Consider the following 20,185-nt stretch of genomic DNA (forward strand, 5'->3'; position numbering starts at 1 on the left):
CATGGATTCGTCCCTTCCGATTCTTTCGCTGTCCGCCGCTGCGGTCGCTAGCGCCGCGGCAGTCTTTCCCAAATTGCAGGCGCGGCTCGCACTGTCGCGTGCCAAACACCGCTCGCTGACCGGACATTCCAAAATGTCCAAGATGGTCGCGCGGCTGGTACCGCATTACGAGTTCGATATCGACGACTTCTTCGCTTCCGACGGCGCGCCCGCGGATGTCGCCATGCAGCGGCAGGACGCCTTCTTCCGCCTCGCCTGCCTGTTTGAAGAGTGTTACGCCAAAGGCCGGCAACTGACGGCCGACGCGGCCGAGCACATCTCCGACCTGCAGTTCACCGAAAGCTACCGCGTTCCGTTCCAGTACAGCCGCCTGGTGCGGGAAAATCTCGGCACCGGCACCTTCATGGAATCCTCCGCCGGCGTCACCGTCACGGACGTCGACGGCAATGTGTTCTACGACCTGACCGGCTCCTACGGCGTCAACATCTTCGGCAACGACTTCTACAAGGAGTGCATCACCGAAGCCGAAAAGCGCGCCCGCGCGCTCGGCCCCGTGCTCGGCCCCTATCATCCCGTGATCACCGAGAATGTGCGGCGGCTGTGCGAAATCTCCGGCCTCGACGAAGTCTCGTTCCACATGTCCGGCACCGAAGCGGTCATGCAGGCGGTGCGGCTCGCCCGCTACCACACCAAACGCTCGCACCTCGTCCGCTTCGCCGGCGCCTATCACGGCTGGTGGGGCGACGTGCAGCCCGGCGTTGGCAACCCGGTGTCGCCGCACGAAACCTATACGCTCGCCGACATGTCGGAGCGCACGCTGCACGTCCTGCGCACCCGTAAGGACATCGCCTGCGTGTTGGTCAACCCCTTGCAGGCGCTGCATCCGAACGCCAACGCGCCCGGCGATTCCGCGCTGGTCGACTCCTCGCGCAAGGGCGCGTTCGACCGCGCGGCCTACACCGAATGGCTGAAGAAGCTCCGCGAGGTCTGCACCGAGCGCGGCATCGTCCTGATCTTCGACGAGGTCTTCGTCGGCTTCCGCCTCGCCGCCCGCGGCGCGCAGGAATATTTCGGTGTCCGCGCCGACATGGTCACCTACGGCAAGAGCCTTGCCGGCGGCCTTCCCGTCGGCGTGGTCTGCGGCCGCAAGGATCTGATGCGCCGCTTCCGCGACGATCGCCCGGCCGACATCTGCTTCGCCCGTGGCACCTTCAATTCGCACCCCTATGTGATGACGGCGATGGATGAGTTCCTGAGCCGCCTCGCCAGCCCGAACTTCAACGCCGTCTACCAGGGACTCGACGAGACCTGGAATGGCCGCGCCAAAGCTTTGAACGACCGGCTGGCCGCAAACGACCTGCCCGTCCGCGTCAGCAATCTCTCCTCGATCTGGATGGTGCAGTACACCGAGCCGTCCCGCTACAACTGGATGCTTCAATACTACCTGCGTGCCGAGGGATTGGCCTTGAGCTGGGTCGGCACCGGCCGCCTGATCTTCAGCCTCAACTACACCGACGCCGACTTCAACGAAGTCGCCGACCGCTTCGTCGCAGCGTCCGAGAAGATGAAGCGCGATGGCTGGTGGTGGCATGATGCTGCGCTGACTAACAAGGATATCAAGCGGCGGATTTTGAAAGAGATGCTCGCCAAGAGATTCGGGCGCTAAGGACGCACTTCCCTCTGTCGTCATCGCTAGGCTCGCCTCCTTCGGCATTGCGAGGAGCGAGAGCAACGAAGCAATCCATCTATCCCCGCGCGGAGAGGTCGATTGCTTCGCTTCGCTCGCAATGACGACCTCTGATCCAGTGCTCTAGAACGTTGATGGCCGGGACAAGCCCGGCCATGACGCCTTTCTCTACTAACCCGCAAGACTCACGCCGGCTTGACGTGCTTCTCGAGGCCCGGATCGATCAGCTCGCCCTTCATGAGGGCCAGCGGCGCCTTGTAGTACAGTTTCAGATCGTGGAAGGGATCGGTCATGATCTTGGTCATCCAGACGAGGCCAGTCTCGACGTCGCGGATGAAGAACAGGTGCACGGTGCGGAACAACAATCCGCCGATGCCGACCGCCAGCCACACCTTGGCAACCTGGCGCATGAAATCAGCGCTTGTGGCCCACGGCTCGACCATTCCGAACAGCGTCGGGCTGAAATACAGCACCACGGGCGACAGGGCCCAGATCGTCATCAGCACGACCTTGCGCTGCAGGTTGTAGCCGACCTTGATATCTTCCTTGTGCTCATGGGTGGCCTGGTTGACATGGTCATAGCCCTTTGGCTCGAAGAAGAAGTGACCGGCCTGCCGCGTCGTCATCGAGACCAGCCAGCCGACCAGCGCCGACACGACGGGATCGAAGAACAGCATCACATAGGCAAACAGGAAGCTCAGCGCGCTGACGAAGTGCAGCGACTGGTTGATGCGGCTGTGATGATAGTAGCGATGGTCATCCCAGCGCTGGGTTTTCAGTTCCTGCAGGAAGTCCTTAATCATTCTCTACCCCCTCATTCTTTCGTGTTCGAGGTCTATCGGGATTCGATGTCCGGCATGTGACATCATGATGTTGACATGTGACAAAGCGCAGCGGCGCGATGACGCAAGCCAGAAGCGCTTACGCGTCAGGCCGCCGCGGCGACGTCGGTTTTGCGGAAACGCACCAGGGAGAAATGCCCGAGCGGCGGAATCAGGCGGCGCTCCGCCAGCTCCATGCCGCGCGCACCGGCGAGCCACTGCGCATAGCGTGACCAGGCGAACTCGGCGGTGCGGAAGCCGAGCGGACGAACCACCGGCTGCAGGCGCTGCTCGATGAAGCGGCGCATGCCGGCATCGGCGCTCACGCGGGTCAGGATGATCAGTTCGCCGCCCGGCCGCAGCACGCGGGCGAACTCGTCGAGCGCCTTTTCCGGGTTCGGCACCGCGGTGACGACATATTGCGCCATCACGACGTCGAACGAGTCGTCTGGGAATTCGAGGTTCTCGGCGTCCATCACCGCAAGGCCCTCGATGTTCTTCAGGCCGAATTCGTCGACGCGTTTCTTCGCCTTCTGCAGCATCGCTTCCGAAATGTCAGTGCCGAAGATACGCAAGTGAGGCGCGTATAGCGGTAGTGAAATGCCGGTGCCGACGCCAACCTCGAGCACGCGCCCGCCGATTTTGTTGGTTGCCGCAATCGCCGCCTTGCGGCCCTTCGAAAACACACCCCCGAACACGAGGTCGTAGACCGGCGCCCAGCGGTCATAGGCCTGCTCGACCGTTTCGCGGTCGAAATCGAGCTGCCTCGCACCGTCAAGCTTGATGATATCTGCCATGGTTGGTTCTGCCTTCTCGTCTCACGCACATCACTGTTGTTGCGATGAACTTTCTTAACTCAGCCCTGTACGGCGGTGGTGGCGGGCACCCCGAGCACCGGCCGCAGTGTGCGGCTCGGCTGCAGCGCCGTCAGATTGCCGATGAACTGCCGCGCGCTGTTTTCCCAGGAGCGCGCCAGTGCAAAATTCCGGCACGCCTCGCGCGACACCGTCAGCGCGCGCAGGCACGCTGCGCCGAGGTCAGTATCCAGCGCACCGATCGGATGATCGGCGATAACGTCCTTCGGGCCGGTCACCGGAAACGCGGAGACTGGCGTTCCGCACGCCAATGCCTCGAGCTGCACGACGCCGAACGTGTCGGTCAGGCTAGGAAACACGAAGACGTCGGCGGCGGCGAGATGCGCGGTCAGGTCCGCGCCCTTCTTCTCGCCCAGGAAAATCGCATCCGGAAATTTCTGTTCGAGCTGCGCCCTCTGCGGTCCGTCGCCGACGACCACCTTCGATCCCGGCAGGTCAAGCGACAGAAACGCTTCGATATTCTTTTCAACCGCGACGCGGCCCATGGTCATGAAGATCGGCCGCGGCAAATCGAGCGTGGCGGGGCTATGCGGGTTGAACAACTCGGTGTCGACGCCGCGCGTCCAGAAGCCGAGCTTGCGGAATCCGCGCGCGGTAAGTTCCTGCCGCAGCGAGTCGGTTGCGACCATGACCGTGGAAGACGCCGCATGAAAGTGCCGCATCACCGCATAGCCGACGCTCAAGGGAATTCCGGTGCGGACGGCAACATATTCGGGAAAGCGCGTCGTATAGGACGTGGTAAACGCGAGCTTGCGGCGGCGGCAGTAGGCGCGAACCATCCAGCCGATCGGCCCCTCGGTCGCGATGTGGATGGCCTCGGGTGCCGCCTCCTCGATCCGCCGCGCGATCTCGCCCCTCGTCGGCAGGGCGATGCGCAGGCCCGGATAGGTCGGCAACGGCAGCGAAGGGAATCCCTCCGGCGTAAGGAAGCTGATATCGGCGCCAAGCGCCGAAGCGCTGCGCGAAAGCGACGTCAGCGTACGCACGACGCCGTTCACCTGTGGATGCCACGCATCCGTCGCAATCAAGATCTTCATGGCCCGAATCCGAAATTAACGATTCTCAAGTCGGACGTTGGGACATGGATATTTCAGGCGTATGACGTCATCGTTCTGTAAGGTTCTTTTTTGAACCCATCACCAGGCTTTTGATGTAACGTGACAGAATGATGTCAGACACGAACGACAATTCCGCGCGATCCCGCCGGCGGCGAAGGCGACGGAGCTATGCGCTTCTGATCCTTGCTGTCGGGATGCTCGTGTTCTGCGTCGCCGCCGGCACGCTGTACTACGTGCTGCGGCCGACAACGCTGCGGATTGCCGTTGGCCCTGCGAACAGCGAGGACCAGAAACTGGTCCAGCTCATGGCGCAGACATTTGCGCGCGAAGGCAGTCCGGTGCGGCTGTCGGTGGTCACGACCGAAGGGACGACGGAAAGCATCGCCCTGTTCACCGACGGCAAGGCCGACCTCGCCGTCGCGCGCGGCGATCTGAACTTGCCGACCAACGCCGAGTCGGTCGCCATCCTGCGCAAGAACGTCGTCGTGCTCTGGGCGCCGTCTGGCCTTCCCGCCAAGGGCTCGAGGAAGCAGCCGACGGCGAAGATCAAAAGCCTCGACGAACTTGCCGGCCATCGCGTCGGCGTGATCGGGCGGACGCAGGCCAATGTCACGCTGCTGCGCGGGATCCTGAAGGAGTCCGGCATCAACCCCGACAAGGTCACGATCAGCCAGTTCGCCACCAACCAGATCAACGAAATGGCAAAAGATCAGTCGGTCGACGCCTACATGGCGGTCGGTCCGCTCAAGAGCAAGATCACGGTGGATGCGATCGCGGCAACTGCGGCTGCGCGCGGCGAACCGAAATTCCTCCCCATCGAAGTTGCCGAGGCGATTGCCAAGAAGAACCCGATCTATGAATCGGAGGAAATTCCCGCCAGCATCTTCGGCTCTTCACCGCAGCGGCCGGAAGACAAGGTCGATACGGTCGCCGTGAACCATCTGATCATCGCGCCGAAGTCATTGTCTGATACGGTGGTCGCCGCCTTCGCCCGCCAGCTCTTCACCAACCGCCAGCAACTCGCGCGGGAAATGCCGACCGCCTCACAGATCGAGAAGCCCGACACCGAGAAGGATGCCGCGCTGCCGGCGCATGCGGGCGCAGCCGCCTATATCGACGGCAACGAACGCACCTTCCTCGAAAAATACACTGACTATATCTGGTTCGCGGTGTTGATCCTCTCGGGCCTCGGATCGGCCGGCGCCTGGTTCAAACATTACTGGAACAAGGACGAGCGCGAGCAGTATCTGGCTCATCGCGATCATCTGCTGGAACTGATTGCACGGGTAAGGAAAGCGGAAACGCCGGAAGATCTGGTCGAGATGCAAAATGCAGCCGACGGCATGTTGCGCGAGACTCTCGAATGCTATGACGACGGCACCGTCGAGGAAAGCGATCTATCAGTGATCGCGCTCGCGCTGGAGCAGTTTCATCATGCAGTCTCCGACCGCCGCGCGGTGCTCGCCGGAGCCGGCGCTGCCGACTCACCGCGGATGCGCGTCGGCTAGGCTCCCTCCCCTTCTCGAAGAGAGCGGAGCGACGCTGCGAAGCGGCGGCAAGTTTCCCTTAGGACGTTCTTGAAAACGCGTCATTTCACAACTTCTGTGACGGGTTTTCCTTTATCAACTATGTGGACTGTCAACATCTTCAACGCCTCGTCGCCTGCAACTTTGAAGCCGGCATGGGGTACGTTACGAATGTTGATCGTGGCTGCTCCGGTGGGGAATTGCCTCTGGCTTCCGTCCGGTAGCTCAAGCATCGCACCGTCGAGTACGTAAACGACTTCCTCGCCCGGATGTATGTGTCTCGGAAGATTTTCACCGGGCGGGACAGTGACGATGGTGACGATGACGTCCATGTCCTTTCCGGTCAAATCTGCTCTCTTAAGTTCGTCCCGCGTGATGCCCTGCGCATGGGCGGAACTGATCAACATAGCCATGATGGATGTAAGAAATAGTTTTTGCATATTTGGCTCCCATAAAATGCATCAAAAAAGCAATCGTATCCGTAAGACGCGAGTAGCAACAGCAGCCACTGCAAACGTCGCAATCTTCGCTACGGTGGGAACGGTAGCATAGCCTCACCAGACCTACGAGGAGTCCAGTCGCTTAAGATGCGGCAGTACGACTGACCAAGGGAACGGTGGTGTGCTGTCGCAGCCAATGGCATGTTTTGCGAAATGATCGAGTGCTATGTCGACGTAGCCGTCGAGGAAAGCGACCTATCGGTGATCGCTCTTGCGCTCGAACAACTCCATCATGCCGTAGTCAGCGCCAATGGCGACGGTGATGACGATGGCCCCAATAGTGACGATGTCCCGCTCGTGCCCAGCCATAGCTCGTGTAGGGATTACCTCGCCCATAATTCTGGCAATTGGCGTTTGGATAATACTGAGCGCACCTGCCCGGATTTGTAATCACGTGCTGCGCCGATGCCGGATTGGCAGGAACGGACAGGAATAGCAGGGCAACGGCGCCAACTAAAAGCATTGGTCTCGTCATGGGGTCTCGCCTATCTCTGGACTCCATCTCCAACGGCGCCAAATCCTGGGGGTTCCTACTTGAATCCATTGTTGCTCGGCCTACGCGACCAGATTGCACCCGGCATGCCAACGGTCCGTCAACGAAACCTTAACGAAACAATTCCCTAACGCGACGAAACCATTTTGGCGATTTCGTGCAAATGTCCTGAAACGGTTCACCTGTACTGCTTTCCCCAACGACGCGCTGAAACTGGCGCGACTGGGCGTAGAACAGGGGACGACCAATGTTTAATTCATTTCGACTGAACACCCGCTTTGCTGCCGCCTTCACTGCTCTGGCAATCGGCGCCACCGCATTTTCCGCACCCGCCACCGCAGCCCCGCTGCCGCTGTTTCCGTTCTTCCTGCCGCAGCCGCAGTTCGAAGCAGCCCCGCCGCCGGTTGCTGCCACCCCGCGCGAGGAGGAAGAGCGGTTCGAGCTTCCGGCCCGCCTGCGCCGCCAGGTCGTGAACTACTCTACCCGCGAGGCGCCGGGCACGATCATCATCAATACCCCTAACACCTATCTCTATCTCGTGCTCGGCAACGGCCAAGCGATGCGCTACGGCATCGGCATCGGCCGTGACGGCTTCACCTGGTCGGGCGTGCAGACGATCACCCGTAAGGCCGAATGGCCGGCCTGGACCCCGCCGCCGGAAATGATCGCCCGCCAACCTTATCTGCCGCGCCACATGGCCGGCGGCCCTGGCAACCCACTCGGCGCCCGCGCGATGTATCTCGGCGGCACCATCTATCGCATCCACGGCACCAACGATCCCTCGACGATCGGCACCCGCGTTTCCTCCGGCTGCCTGCGCCTCACCAACGAAGACGTTAAAGACCTCTATTCGCGCGTCAGCGTCGGCACCAAGGTGATCGTGCTGCCGATGACGGACCGCCGCGCCGATCTGGGGCGGACCATCCGCTGAGCCATTAAGTTTCTCAAATACGAAAGACGGCCTCGGCATTCGCCGGGGCCGTATTGTATTTGATCTAGGTCCTACTCATGAACTGCGTTCATTTCGGCAATCGCCGCGGATGTCCGCGTTTGCCCTCGAAAGCGACCAAATTGCAGGCAGACGGCAAAGCGCTTCCGACTGCGGAGTCGCATGGCTAACCGCCGGAGCTAATAGAGATGCTGCCGCCAAATCTGGCGAATCATCCGATGAGCCATCGCCCTTTATGATATCGAACTTCACCAAGCCCTCGTCTCGCATTCTCAACAGGAGGGATTGGCAAGTTTCTTCACGCGCAACATTGGCGCGTTTCATGAGCTCATATGTTTTGAGCAGCTTCTTACGCAGCCATTTTGAGCGGCTTCTCGCGCAGCGCGCTCAGGATATTTTCTCGATCTTTCGGCAAGACTGTACTCGTCCAACCGCCCTAAATCACTGAGAATACGAAAGCTGATCTTCCGTAACCACTCGCTCAATGTTCCCTGATTTGCTCTTGATGCGGTATCTAAGCCGTCCGTCTGCCTCAATGGGCATGCGTTGAACGATTGTGTAAATCATTGGTGGATCAGTTGCGGCACGACCTTGTGGACCTTGGGGCTGGTGGTGAACGTCTTCATTCAGCTTATAGGCATATGACATTTGTCTACCTCTGAAATTTATGGCTGCTCTAGTGTAGACCATGCTGTGATGCAATGCACGCTGTTGTCCTTCCAGCGCAGGCTCATGCTGCGCCAGCAGCGCGCCCGCCCATGTCACTACGATCGAAGCTGAAGGGATGCAGTCAGGTGCGAGCCGACAGATTCAAGAAGAAGATGATATGCTCGATCGACGATTTCGTCCAATGAGCGGGTGCGTGTGAACATGGCTTGGGCCTGACCGAGTAACTCGTTGCGAGTCGGCATCCTGTTCAGATGAACGGCCGTCAGTGCGTCGCCGATATGGCACTTTGCTTCGTTAAGCGCCCCCCGCAGGCTGGACAATTCGGATGCGTGCATCGCCGATGTAATAGCCAGCGCAATCCGCTCAGGATTGAAATGTTTGGCAAGCTGCTCGGCCGCTCGATTGATGGCCCGCGCTCCGAGTCGATGTTCGTTGCGCCTGACCTGCTCGGGCGGCGCCTTCAGGTCCCAGACGATTCCAAGATAAGATAGCGCCTTCAAGATGTAGAAGGTCATATCAATTTCCCACCAACGAAACCCTTGGCGAACGCTACTTTGGTAGGCGTGATGATTGTTGTGCCACCCCTCACCCATCGTCACCAGCGCCAGCAGCCAGTTGTTGCGAGAATCATCCCCGGTGACATACCGCTTACGTCCGTGAACATGCGCGAGAGAGTTGATGCAAAAGGTCGCATGATAAAGCAGCACCGTGCTCCACAAGAATCCAACCACCAGGCCGGACCAACCTGCGACGAGAAAACAGCAAGCGGCGAGCGCTACCGCGGGCAAGACCTCAAACTTGTGCAACCATCTTAATTCGGGAAACGATGCCAGGTCCGCGACCTTCACCAGATCGGTCGCATCGTGTTTTCGCGCGAAGATCCAGCCAACGTGGCTGTACGCGAAACCTTTGTGCCGCGGCGAATGCACATCGCGATGAGTATCCGAATGCAGATGGTGGTGCCTGTGTTTGGCCGCCCACCACAGAACGCTCTTTTGTGCGCTGCTTTGAGCGAGCGCGGCAAGGATGAATTGAAATAGCCTGCTGGTAGAGTAGGACCGATGCGAGAAGTACCGATGGTACCCCGCGCCGATCGCGAACATGCGTAGCCAGTATATCGCTATGCCGATAACGATTGCCTGCGATGTGATGCCGGACCAGAATGCCGCGGCACATCCCAGATGGATCAATGCAAATGGGAGAGCGGAAGGGTAGACGATGTCATCGTGCTGGTCGTCGACGTCGATGTTGGACATATCAATTATTCTCAGTTCCTCATGGCTTCTATCGGACGCACGAAAGGCGCCCAAGGCCGACTCAAACGTGTTTGCAGGGCGCCAGCATTTGCTCGGCAAAAAGAACCCCGCCGCTGGCGGAGCCAGGTGGCGGGGTTCTCTATCAAAGGCTTTGCCAGTACATCCCTGGTCAAAGCGTTGATGGCGTGTGGGAGGCTTATACCGCGCGCAGATTTTCCGCAGCAGACTTGCCGGTCCGGCGGTCTGCGACGACTTCGAAGGAAACCTTCTGCCCCTCATTGAGGGTGCTCATGCCTGCACGTTCGACCGCGCTGATATGAACGAAGACATCCTGGCTGCCTTGGTCCGGCTGAATAAAGCCGAAGCCCTTTTGGTTGTTGAACCACTTCACTGTTCCCGTAGTCATGGGAGATCGTCCTTCGAGTGTGTGTAGTTGAGATCGCGCCAAACGCGATCGGTTAAGTCGAGATCTGGGGGAGGGTCGTCAGTCAGGCGCGCAATTTGCGGCGAGGCCAAGTCGTTCGGCCGAGGCTCGATGAACAACATATAGTTGTCATGCGATCGTATCGCAAGGAAATGTTTGGTTCCCCGACGAAATCGCGCACATTTGCTCAGGAACCGGACGCCAAAGGAGCCTCCAGAGTCTCGATACCCCCAGGCCCGATATGCCGCGCCACGAAACGAAACCGTTCAAAACCGCACGCATTTCAAGATCAACTTGCCGAAGCAGCAGTCAGGCTCAAGGCGCAAGCAGGCAAGTTACGGCGGGGAAAAAAGCGCGACGACGTACAGAGAACCCGCCTGATGCAGCCTTACTGAGCAGTGGCGTAGCTCCCGCCGCCGCGGTAGAACGTTATGGGGCGTTACAATTGGGGTCTGGGGGACGATGCGTCTGCCGATGCGTCTCAAAACTATTGCGATTGCGCTTGCGGTCCTCGCCGCTTCATTTGTCGTCAGCCTGAAGGTGATGGATTTCGTCGCGCCGCGCGCCACGAACCGGCCGCCGCCGCTTGCCGAATTGCCGCCGCTGCCGCCGGCCGCGCGCGCCTCCACCGTGATGGCCCCGATTGCGATTGCGCTGTCGGCGATCCGTGACGCCGCCGATCGCGGCGCGCCGCGCTCCTTCGCCGGCAAGGCGGACAATCCGGTCCCGCAGATCCTGCAGAACGCCGACATCGGCTGGACTGCCTCGCGCGGGCCGATCAGCGCGACCGGCGCGCAGGATGCACTGTCGCTGACGACGCCGCTGACGGGCACGCTGAACGTGACCGGCTCGCTGTCGGCCAAGGCAACCGACGCCATCGGCGATGCGCTCGGCGGCCTGCTCGGTGGCAATGCCGCCAAGCAGATCGGCAGCGTGAACATCAAGAACCTCAACGCCAGCGCCGAGATCAAGGGCAACGTCGTCATCACCTCACGGCCGCGGATCGCCGCGAACTGGCGCATCGATCCGAACCTCGCAGGCCAGGTCAATCTCGGTGACACCAGCCTCACGGTAGCGGGCGCGCGCGTCAACGTGCCGGCGCAGGTGAAGCCGTTGATCGATCAGAACGTCGCCGAACAGATCGCGCTGGTGCAGGCGCGCATGCGCAACGATCCGACGTTCGAACGCAACGCGCGGGCACAATGGATCAAGGCCTGCCGCTCGATTCCGCTGCAGGGCACGACCGCCGGCTCGACGATGCCGACACTGTGGCTGGAATTGCGCCCGACACGCGCGATTGCCGCGCAGCCGCGCGTCGATGCCGCCAACCTGATACTGACGCTCGGCATTGAAGCAGAGACCCGGATCACCCCTGGCGAAACAAAACCGTCCTGCCCGTTCCCCGCCACGATCGCTATCGTGCCGCCGACGCCTGGGCGGGTCGCGATTGGCGTACCCATCGACATGCCTTTCACCGAGATTACAAAGATCGTGGAGGCGCAGTTCGCCGGAAAGAGGTTTCCGGAGGACGGCTCGGGCGCGGTCGACGTCACCGTCAAGCGCGCCAGCGTCGCCGCATCCGGCAACCGCCTGCTGATTTCGCTGCTGGTGAGCGCCAAGGAGAAGAAGAGTTTTCTCGGCCTCGGTGGCGAGGCCAATGTGCACATCTGGGGCAAACCCGTGCTCGATCAGGCGGAGCAGACGCTGCGGCTCGCCGACGTCGAACTCGCGGTGGAATCGGAAGCCGCCTTCGGGCTGCTAGGGGCCGCGGCACGCGCGGCGATTCCGCATTTGCAGAAGACGCTGGCGGAAAAGGCGACCGTCGACCTCAAGCCGTTTGCGAGCAACGCGCAGAAGAAGATTGCGGCTGTCATCGCCGATCTGCAGAAGAACGAGGATGGCGTGCGGGTCTCCGCCGAGATCAGCAAATTGCAGCTCGCCGACATCGCCTTCGATTCCAAGACGCTGCGCGTGATCGCGGAAGCCGAAGGCGCGATCAACGTCAATGTGACCGCGCTGCCGGCGTTGTGACGACTGCTTCGATGCCGTAGGGTGGGCCAAGCGAAGCGTGCCCACCATCACCCAGCACAGTCTTGAAATGGTGAGGACGGCGCACGCGCGCCTTTGTCCACCCTACGCATCTACGCCCGCCGCTACGAACCCTCGAACTTGAACGAGAGGCTCAGCTTGGCGCGGTAGGCTTCGACCTTGCCACTGGCGTCCAGTTGCAGATCCAGTTTCATGACCTCCGCGACGCGCAGATCGCGCAGCGTCTCTCCCGCGCGGCCGACCGCGCCGGCGGCGGCCTTTTCCCAGGATTCCGTGCTGGTGCCGATCACCTCGATGACCTTGTAGACGCTGTCAGCCATGTCGTCCTCCCTTTGCTGTCAGGCAGGAGGCAGGTGCTCCTGCCGCTTGCAACGTAACATCGTAGGCCGCGCGCTGATAGGATGCGCCGCACCAATACGCAAAGAGACGTCCGCAAAATCAAATGGCCGGGCGGCATCACGCCGTCCGGCCATTTTGAGGAAACTTGACTTAAGGCTGTCAGCCTCAATCGGTCGTGTACTTGAACTCCGGCATCGCCTTCAGCTGATCCTTCGTTGCGCTGAACACGGCGTGATCAGGATACCAGGGATTCTTCTTGGGAGCAGGCGCCGCCGGTGCAGCACCCGTCGTCGTGCCTGTGCCCGTTGTGCCCGTGCCTCCGGGCCGTGCGCCGCCGGTCGCGGGCTGGGTCGAGGCGCCGGTATAGGCAATCGGCTCATCGACGAATTTCACCTTGTCCATCGGCACGGCAACCAGATGTTCGCCGACGCCGAGGAAGCCGCCGACGCCGATCACCACGGCTTTGATGTTGCCGCTCTTGTCGGTCAACAGATCATTGATCGAGCCGAGGCTTTCGTTGCTGTCGTTGTACACGTTCAGGCCGACCAGCTTCGAGGTCCGCCAATTACCCTTGAACGATGAGGGATCGGACGTCGCCGCAGGCGCGGCGGTGGTAGCGCGGTCCGTCGTTGACGACGGAGCTTGCGCAAACGCTACGCTTGCCAGCAGCGCGGAAGCCGCGAGGCCGGCTACGGCAGATTTGATCAACATATCGGTTCTCCTCAGTTCAGAAACGCAATGAGAAAACCCGGCACTTGAACAAGTGTTCCGTGCGTTCCATATGGAACACCCGCTGCGATGCGGTCAGAAGCCGCCCCAGTAGGGAGGCATGCCGTAGTAGCGGTGCAGTTCGGCTTCCTTTGCGCGATCGCCCCAGTCGAAATCCTTGTCCGCACGGAATGACGGTGCGCGCTTCAGCTCTTCATCATCGATGTCGAGCTCGTAGGCCTCGAACTTCGTGCTGTAGCGAAGCCGTCCCCAGGGCAACGGAATCAGGTTGGCTCCGATGCCGAGAAAACCGCCGAAGCTCAGGATTGCATAGGAAACCTTGCCGGTGAGCTTGTCGATCATCAGCCGTTCGATGTGGCCAATCATGTCCCCATTCGGCCGGCGCACCGCAGTCCCCTCGACGCGGTCGCTCGCGATCAGCGGATGAGGCGTGGCCATGACCTCTGCTGCCATCGGTCCCTCCACACGTAGATGGAGGAATCAACGTGCCGGCACGCGGCGGGTTCCCGCCCGGACAACAAGCGACAGCAAGCCTGCCCTATCGGGAAACGGCAAAGGCACCGACGCAACATCCGTCGGCAACGCGGATGGCTCCGCGTCAGATGCCCTTACCTCGAATGAAGATCGTGCGCCTCAAGCCGCGAGCGCGTCGGGATCGGCTTCCTCGTAGATCGCGATCGCTTCGAAGCGATAGTCGCAGGCGCGGCAGTACCAGAGGAAGGACGTCCGGCCCGGACTGCTCTCGACCCAGTCTGGTCTCGCGATCGGCTTGCCGCACTGCGCGCAGGGATTGCCGCGAGGCAGATAGCTGGAGTCAAGTCGAGCCATGGCGCATCTCCCTAGATTTCGGACGTCGCTAAATGACGTCTCGGTTTTTGCAATGTTGTTGAATGGACAGATTTGCTGTCGAAAAGAATTGGTTTTTGTCCCGCCGCCTTCTTTACACCTTGACTGCGTCATTTGCACGACATTCCTTGCGCGGCCGCATGACGCAGATTCGCGCTCGCAGACGCGATGCGTCGCACGCACAACGTCGGCGTCACCGCTGCTGCATTCGCTAACACGCGCATGCGCCGCAGATATCTCGCCGCGATGTCGTCCGTTTTTCGCCACATCTTGGCCCGGCCGCCACAATATCCGGGAACACGAAAATCGTAAACGCGTCCACCCGCCGAGATTGTTTTATGAAAAGTCTTCCGAAATTCGTCTGGCTCGCCGCCGCGGCGGCGCTGCTCGCCTCCTCAGGCGCAAGCGCGCAGAGCCGCGCCCAGTATGAAAGTATGGTTGCAACCCATGCGCGAGCCAATAACGTGCCGGAAGCGCTGGTCCACCGCGTGATCGTGCGCGAGAGCAAGTATCATCCGAACCTCGTCGGGCGCGGCGGCACGATTGGTTTGATGCAGATCAAACTGCCGACTGCGCGTGGCCTCGGCTACACGGGCGACGCCGCTGGCCTGCGCGATCCCGACACCAACCTCGCCTGGGGCATCAAATATCTCGCCGGCGCCTATCGCGCCGCCAATGGCGATCACAGCCGTGCCATGCGTTATTATGCGAGCGGCTATTATTACGCCGCAAAGCGCCAGCGGCAGCAAAAGCCGCTGCAGATCGCGCCGATGCTGGCGAGCGACGCGCCGCCGAAAATCGTCGCCGCGCCAGCAGCCGCCGACGCCAATGCGCTGCAGACTGCAAAATAACGACGCCAAAATAGCTACACCTCGTGTCCCGGGCGCGGTGCGGCGCGCAGCGCTGCTCCGCTGAACCGGGACCCACTAGCCCGTTTAGGCCCCGGCTCGGCAGCGCACCGCCGAGGCGCTGCGCTGCGTCCGGGGCACGAGGGACGCGCATAGTTCCCGCAAAGCGCGTTGACACCTCTCCCCAACCGCCTACATTAGACCTGTTCCGAGGGGTGCTCCGATGAGGAGCTGAGATATCGCAAGCTTGGGCAGTTCGGCCCGAGACCGCGGTGACCCTTTGAACCTGATCCGGGTCATGCCGGCGAAGGGACAGGGATGTACCAAAAGTCAGATTCGAGGGGGGATTCCCCCGTCTCCATCATCGGCGCGGGCATTGCCGGCGCATGGCAAGCGCTGTTGTTCGCACAGGCCGGCCACGCCGTCACTCTGTACGAGCGCAGTGACGCCGATATGACGCTCTCCACCAGTCATTGGGCCGGCGGCATGCTGGCGCCGTACTGCGAGGCCGAGACCTCCGAGCCCGTGATCGGCCGGCTTGGCCTGCGCTCGCTCGATCTCTGGCGCGAGCATTTTCCGAAAACCCCGTTCAACGGATCGCTGGTCGTGGCGCATGCCCGCGACCGCGCTGATTTCGAACGTTTTGCAAAACTCACCACCGGCCATACCAGGCTCGATGCGCGGGGTGTGAGCGATCTCGAACCGTCGCTGGACGGCCGCTTCCGCGAAGGCCTGTTCTATGCCGATGAGGGTCATGTCGAGCCGCGCAAAGTGCTGCCTGAGCTGCACGCGCGCATCCAGGCCGCCGGCGGCACCATCAAGTTCGACAGCGACGCGCGCGCGGAAGATCTCGATGGCATAGTGATCGACTGCCGCGGGCTTTCGGCGCGCGACGAGCAGCTCGAGCTGCGCGGCGTCAAGGGCGAGATGATCATCGTCGAGACGAATGAGGTCGAGCTGTCGCGCCCGGTGCGGCTGATCCATCCGCGCTGGCCGCTCTACGTGATCCCGCGCGGCGACGGCAGGTTCATGCTCGGCGCGACCTCGATCGAGGCCGAGGATACCGGCGTCAGCGTCCGCTCGGCGCTGGAGCTGTTAGGTGCCGCCTATGCCGTGCATCCGGCCTTTGCCGAGGCGCGCATCGTCGAGTTCGGCTCCGGCCTGCGCCCCGCCTATCCCGACAATCTGCCGCGCATCACAATTCAGAACGACAAGATCGCCGTCAACGGGCTCTACCGCCACGGCTTCCTGCTCGCGCCCGCGCTCGCCGAATTGACGCTTGCCTATGTGCAGCGCGGCGCAATTGACAATGAGGTGATGCGATGCGTGTGATGGTCAACGGCGAAGAGCGGGAGATCACCGCCGAGCGCGTCGACGCGCTGCTCGCCGAGCTCGACTACGAGGGCACGCATTTTGCGATCGCGCTGAACTACGACGTGGTGCCGAAAAGCCGCTGGGCCGAGACGCTGCTGAAGGCCGGCGACGAGATCGAGATCATCACGCCGCGGCAGGGAGGGTGAGGATGGGCGCTCCCTCTCTCCACCCGTCGTCCCTGCGAACGCAGGGACCCATAACCACCGGCGGTCGTTTGGAACGACGGCGTCTGCCACTGCCCCAAAAGAAAGATCACGCGGTATGGGTCCCTGCGTTCGCAGGGACGACCAATTGAGAGTTTTGGACACCATGCTCAACTTCTACGGCAAGACCTTCTCCTCCCGCCTCCTGATCGGTACGGCGCTCTATCCCTCGCCCGCGATCATGCAGGACGCGATCCGCGCGTCGGGGGCGGGTATCGTCACCGTGTCGCTGCGGCGCGAGGCCGCCGGCGGCAAGACCGGGGATGCGTTCTGGTCGCTGATCCGCGAGCTCGACGTCACCGTGCTGCCGAACACCGCCGGCTGCCGCACCGTGCGCGAGGCGGTGACCACGGCAAAGCTCGCGCGCGAGCTGTTCAACACGCCCTGGATCAAGCTCGAAGTGATCGCCGATAACGACACGCTGCAGCCAGACGTGGTTGGCCTCGTCGAAGCCGCCGGAATCCTGATCAAGGATGGCTTTGAAGTCTTCCCCTATTGCACCGAGGACCTTTCGGTCGCGATGCGGCTGGTCGATGCGGGGTGCAGGGTGGTGATGCCCTGGGCCGCGCCGATCGGCAGCGCCAAAGGCATCACCAACCGCGACGCGCTAAAACTGATGCGCGAGCGCCTGCCTGATGTCACGCTGGTGGTCGACGCCGGTCTCGGCGCGCCCTCGCATGCGGCCCACGCCCTCGAACTCGGCTACGACGCCGTGCTGCTCAACACCGCGGTCGCAAAGGCCGCCGACCCCGTTGCGATGGCCAATGCCTTCCGCCTCGGCGTCGAAGCCGGCCGCACCGCTTACGAAGCAGGCCTGATGGAAGCCCGCGACTTCGCCTCGCCCTCAACCCCTGTGATCGGGACCCCGTTCTGGCATGCCGTATCCTGATAAATTTTACCCAGTCGTCGACAGCGTCGCCTGGGTGGCGCGGCTTGCCCTGCTCGGCGCCGGCACCATCCAGTTGCGCGCCAAGGATCTCGACGACGCCGAGGCGCTGCAGATCGTGACCGACGCGCTCGAAGCCATCAAGGGCACCGACGCCAAGCTGGTCGTCAACGACTATTGGCGCGCGGCGATCGTCGCCGGCGCCAAGCATCTGCATCTCGGCCAGGAAGATCTCGTCGGCGCCGACCTCGTCGAAATCCGCAAAGCCGGCCTGACGCTCGGCATCTCAACGCACGACGACGAGGAGCTCGCGACCGCGCTTGCCGCCAATCCCGATTACATCGCGCTCGGCCCGATCTTCCCGACCACGCTGAAAGCGATGCGCTTTGCCCCGCAGGGCATTGCAAAGATTACGGAATGGAAGAAGCGCATCGGCTCGATCCCGCTGGTTGCGATCGGCGGCATCAAGTTCGAACAGGCCGCCGAAATCTATGCCGCCGGCGCCGACTCCATCGCCGTCGTCAGCGACGTCACCCAGAACGCCGATCCGGATGCAAGGGTGCGGCAGTGGCTGGGCCAGAGCGCGGAGGCGGCGTGATGGCGGAAGAAATTTCCACCGGCGTCATTCCGGGGCGCGCGCGAGCGCGAACCCGGAATCTCGCTCAACAACCTCGAGGTTCCGGATCGGTCCGCTGCGCGGCCCGTCCGGAACGACGCCCATAAAACGGAGGATACAGTATGAACATTCGCTCCAATCCCGACACCACCCTGCCCGCCGTCACTACCGGCCCGCTGGCCTCGTCGCGCAAAATCTTTTCAACCCCCGACGCCGCGCCCGACCTGCGCGTGCCCTTGCGCGAGATCATCCTCTCCGAAGGCGCAGGTGAGCCGAACCTCCCCGTCTACGATACCTCGGGCCCCTACACCGATCCCTCCGTCGTGATCGACGTCAACGCCGGCCTGCCGCGCAACCGCATGGCCTGGGTGAAGGAGCGCGGCGGTGTCGAAGAATATGAGGGTCGCGCCATCAAGCCGGAAGACAACGGCAATGTCAGCGCCTCGCATGCCGCCAAGACGTTCACCGCGCATCACAAGCCGATCCGCGGCCTCGACGGCCACAAGATCACCCAGCTCGAATTCGCCCGCGCCGGCATCATCACCAAAGAGATGATCTACGTCGCCGAACGCGAAAACCTTGGCCGAAAAGCACAGCTCGAGCGCGCGGAAGCAGCGCTCGCCGACGGCGAAAGCTTCGGCGCCTCGGTGCCCGCCTTCATCACCCCGGAGTTCGTGCGCAGCGAGATCGCGCGCGGCCGCGCCATCATCCCTTCCAACATCAACCACGCCGAACTCGAGCCGATGATCATCGGCCGCAATTTTCTCACCAAGATCAACGCCAATATCGGCAACTCCGCAGTTACCTCCTCGGTGGAGGAGGAAGTCGACAAGATGGTGTGGGCGATCCGCTGGGGCGCCGACACCGTGATGGACCTCTCCACGGGCCGTAACATCCACACCACCCGTGAATGGATCTTGCGCAACTCGCCGGTGCCGATCGGCACCGTGCCGATCTACCAGGCGCTGGAGAAGTGCGACGGCGATCCCGTCAAGCTGACCTGGGAGCTGTACAAGGACACGCTGATCGAGCAGTGCGAACAGGGCGTCGATTATTTTACGATCCACGCCGGCGTCCGCCTGCCCTACATCCACCTCACCGCCAACCGCGTCACCGGCATCGTGTCGCGCGGCGGCTCGATCATGGCGAAGTGGTGTCTGGCGCATCACAAGGAGAGCTTCCTCTATACGCATTTCGAGGAGATCTGCGACCTCATGCGCAAGTATGACGTCTCGTTCTCGCTCGGCGACGGCTTGCGCCCCGGCTCGATCGCCGATGCCAATGACCGCGCGCAGTTTGCCGAGTTGGAAACGCTCGGCGAGTTGACAAAGATCGCGTGGGACAAGGGCTGCCAGGTGATGATCGAAGGCCCCGGCCACGTGCCGATGCACAAGATCAAGATCAACATGGACAAGCAGCTCAAGGAGTGCGGCGAGGCTCCTTTCTATACGCTTGGGCCGCTGACGACCGACATCGCGCCGGGCTACGACCACATCACCTCAGGCATTGGCGCGGCCATGATCGGCTGGTTCGGCTGCGCCATGCTCTGCTACGTCACCCCGAAGGAGCATCTCGGCCTGCCCGACCGCAACGACGTGAAGACCGGCGTCATCACCTACAAGATCGCCGCCCACGCCGCCGACCTCGCCAAGGGCCATCCCGCCGCACAGCTCCGCGACGACGCGCTTTCGCGCGCGAGGTTCGACTTCCGCTGGACCGACCAGTTCAACCTCGGCCTCGATCCGGATACCGCCCGCCTCTTCCACGACGAGACGCTGCCGAAGGAAGCCCACAAGGTCGCCCACTTCTGCTCAATGTGTGGGCCAAAGTTCTGCTCGATGAAGATTACGCAGGACGTGCGCGACTACGCGGCGACGCTGAACGATCCGGCGAGTGTTGGGATGTCGGTAAGCGGTACCATCGAAGATGGCATGGCGGCGATGAGCCAGAAGTTCAAGGAGATGGGCTCAAATGTGTATCTCGATGCGGAGAAGGTGAAGGAGAGCAATCGCGTGTTGTGACGACGGCGCGCGCATC

Annotated in this window: 20 protein-coding genes and 1 riboswitch; of the genes, 10 read left to right on the plus strand and 10 right to left on the minus strand. The window is 61.9% G+C overall.

All coding sequences use genetic code 11. The annotated features are described in order from the left end of the window. Position 1: 1 nt before the first annotated feature. On the plus strand, positions 2-1,666 hold the full coding sequence (locus J6524_RS06320) for an aminotransferase class III-fold pyridoxal phosphate-dependent enzyme (protein WP_225669518.1): 1,665 nt from the start codon (positions 2-4) through the stop codon (positions 1,664-1,666). A gap of 206 nt (positions 1,667-1,872) precedes the next feature. Here J6524_RS06320 and J6524_RS06325 read toward each other — a convergent pair whose 3' ends face one another. From J6524_RS06325 to J6524_RS06335, 3 genes are all read right to left on the minus strand, one after another. Then, complete coding sequence (locus J6524_RS06325) at positions 1,873-2,490, minus strand: hypothetical protein (protein WP_225669519.1); 618 nt, start codon at positions 2,488-2,490, stop codon at positions 1,873-1,875. A 125-nt stretch (positions 2,491-2,615) separates the two neighbouring features. Then, positions 2,616-3,305, minus strand: a complete 690-nt coding sequence (locus tag J6524_RS06330) for a class I SAM-dependent methyltransferase (RefSeq protein ID WP_225669520.1) — start codon at positions 3,303-3,305, stop codon at positions 2,616-2,618. A 59-nt stretch (positions 3,306-3,364) separates the two neighbouring features. Next, complete coding sequence (locus J6524_RS06335) at positions 3,365-4,420, minus strand: glycosyltransferase family 4 protein (RefSeq protein WP_225669521.1); 1,056 nt, start codon at positions 4,418-4,420, stop codon at positions 3,365-3,367. A gap of 131 nt (positions 4,421-4,551) precedes the next feature. Between J6524_RS06335 and J6524_RS06340 the strand changes: the two genes are divergently transcribed. Further along, a complete protein-coding gene (locus J6524_RS06340) occupies positions 4,552-5,949 on the plus strand; it encodes a TAXI family TRAP transporter solute-binding subunit (protein ID WP_225669522.1) in 1,398 nt (465 codons plus the stop codon). 80 nt (positions 5,950-6,029) lie between these two features. Here the strand turns inward: J6524_RS06340 and J6524_RS06345 are convergent, their stop codons facing one another. Next, positions 6,030-6,407 (minus strand): cupin domain-containing protein, encoded by a 378-nt coding sequence (locus tag J6524_RS06345; RefSeq protein ID WP_225669523.1) that lies wholly within the window; start codon positions 6,405-6,407, stop codon positions 6,030-6,032. A gap of 800 nt (positions 6,408-7,207) precedes the next feature. Here J6524_RS06345 and J6524_RS06350 point away from each other — a divergent pair. Continuing rightward, complete coding sequence (locus J6524_RS06350; protein ID WP_225669524.1) at positions 7,208-7,891, plus strand: L,D-transpeptidase; 684 nt, start codon at positions 7,208-7,210, stop codon at positions 7,889-7,891. A 782-nt stretch (positions 7,892-8,673) separates the two neighbouring features. Here J6524_RS06350 and J6524_RS06355 read toward each other — a convergent pair. Beyond that, complete coding sequence (locus tag J6524_RS06355; RefSeq protein ID WP_225669525.1) at positions 8,674-9,834, minus strand: acyl-CoA desaturase; 1,161 nt, start codon at positions 9,832-9,834, stop codon at positions 8,674-8,676. Between the two features lie 196 nt (positions 9,835-10,030). Continuing rightward, positions 10,031-10,240 (minus strand): cold-shock protein, encoded by a 210-nt coding sequence (locus J6524_RS06360; protein ID WP_225669526.1) that lies wholly within the window; start codon positions 10,238-10,240, stop codon positions 10,031-10,033. Positions 10,241-10,720: 480 nt separating this feature from the next. Here J6524_RS06360 and J6524_RS06365 point away from each other — a divergent pair, with 480 nt between their 5' ends. Continuing rightward, on the plus strand, positions 10,721-12,289 hold the full coding sequence (locus J6524_RS06365; RefSeq protein WP_225669527.1) for a DUF4403 family protein: 1,569 nt from the start codon (positions 10,721-10,723) through the stop codon (positions 12,287-12,289). A gap of 122 nt (positions 12,290-12,411) precedes the next feature. Here J6524_RS06365 and J6524_RS06370 read toward each other — a convergent pair whose 3' ends face one another. From J6524_RS06370 to J6524_RS06385, 4 genes are all read right to left on the minus strand, one after another. After that, positions 12,412-12,627 (minus strand): dodecin family protein, encoded by a 216-nt coding sequence (locus tag J6524_RS06370; protein ID WP_225669528.1) that lies wholly within the window; start codon positions 12,625-12,627, stop codon positions 12,412-12,414. Positions 12,628-12,811: 184 nt separating this feature from the next. After that, positions 12,812-13,357: a PRC-barrel domain-containing protein gene (locus J6524_RS06375; protein ID WP_225669529.1), complete on the minus strand. Its 546-nt coding sequence runs from the start codon at positions 13,355-13,357 to the stop codon at positions 12,812-12,814. Between the two features lie 93 nt (positions 13,358-13,450). Continuing rightward, positions 13,451-13,828 carry a PRC-barrel domain-containing protein gene (locus J6524_RS06380; protein WP_225669530.1) on the minus strand — a complete coding sequence of 126 codons (378 nt, stop codon included), beginning with the start codon at positions 13,826-13,828 and terminating at the stop codon, positions 13,451-13,453. A gap of 180 nt (positions 13,829-14,008) precedes the next feature. Next, positions 14,009-14,203: a hypothetical protein gene (locus J6524_RS06385; RefSeq protein ID WP_225669531.1), complete on the minus strand. Its 195-nt coding sequence runs from the start codon at positions 14,201-14,203 to the stop codon at positions 14,009-14,011. 356 nt (positions 14,204-14,559) lie between these two features. Here J6524_RS06385 and J6524_RS06390 point away from each other — a divergent pair, with 356 nt between their 5' ends. From J6524_RS06390 to thiC, 6 genes are all read left to right on the plus strand, one after another. Continuing rightward, a complete protein-coding gene (locus J6524_RS06390; protein WP_225669532.1) occupies positions 14,560-15,072 on the plus strand; it encodes a lytic transglycosylase domain-containing protein in 513 nt (170 codons plus the stop codon). Between the two features lie 198 nt (positions 15,073-15,270). Then, a riboswitch (TPP riboswitch) is annotated at positions 15,271-15,400 on the plus strand. Further along, positions 15,388-16,401 carry an FAD-dependent oxidoreductase gene (locus J6524_RS06395; protein ID WP_225669533.1) on the plus strand — a complete coding sequence of 338 codons (1,014 nt, stop codon included), beginning with the start codon at positions 15,388-15,390 and terminating at the stop codon, positions 16,399-16,401. (Overlaps the previous riboswitch by 13 nt.) Next, positions 16,392-16,589, plus strand: coding sequence for a sulfur carrier protein ThiS (gene thiS, locus J6524_RS06400; RefSeq protein ID WP_225669534.1), 198 nt, complete (start codon positions 16,392-16,394; stop codon positions 16,587-16,589). Before J6524_RS06395 ends, thiS begins: the two co-directional genes overlap by 10 nt. Before the next feature lie 163 nt (positions 16,590-16,752). Further along, positions 16,753-17,535, plus strand: a complete 783-nt coding sequence (locus J6524_RS06405; protein WP_225669838.1) for a thiazole synthase — start codon at positions 16,753-16,755, stop codon at positions 17,533-17,535. Next, entirely contained in the window at positions 17,522-18,130 is a 609-nt protein-coding gene (locus J6524_RS06410; protein ID WP_225669535.1) for a thiamine phosphate synthase, read from the plus strand. Before J6524_RS06405 ends, J6524_RS06410 begins: the two co-directional genes overlap by 14 nt. A 140-nt stretch (positions 18,131-18,270) precedes the next feature. Beyond that, positions 18,271-20,169, plus strand: a complete 1,899-nt coding sequence (gene thiC / locus J6524_RS06415; protein ID WP_225669536.1) for a phosphomethylpyrimidine synthase ThiC — start codon at positions 18,271-18,273, stop codon at positions 20,167-20,169. Positions 20,170-20,185 lie beyond the last annotated feature (16 nt).

Origin of the sequence: Bradyrhizobium hereditatis (assembly GCF_020329435.1) — a bacterium.
Taxonomy (GTDB): Bacteria; Pseudomonadota; Alphaproteobacteria; order Rhizobiales; family Xanthobacteraceae; genus Bradyrhizobium; species Bradyrhizobium hereditatis.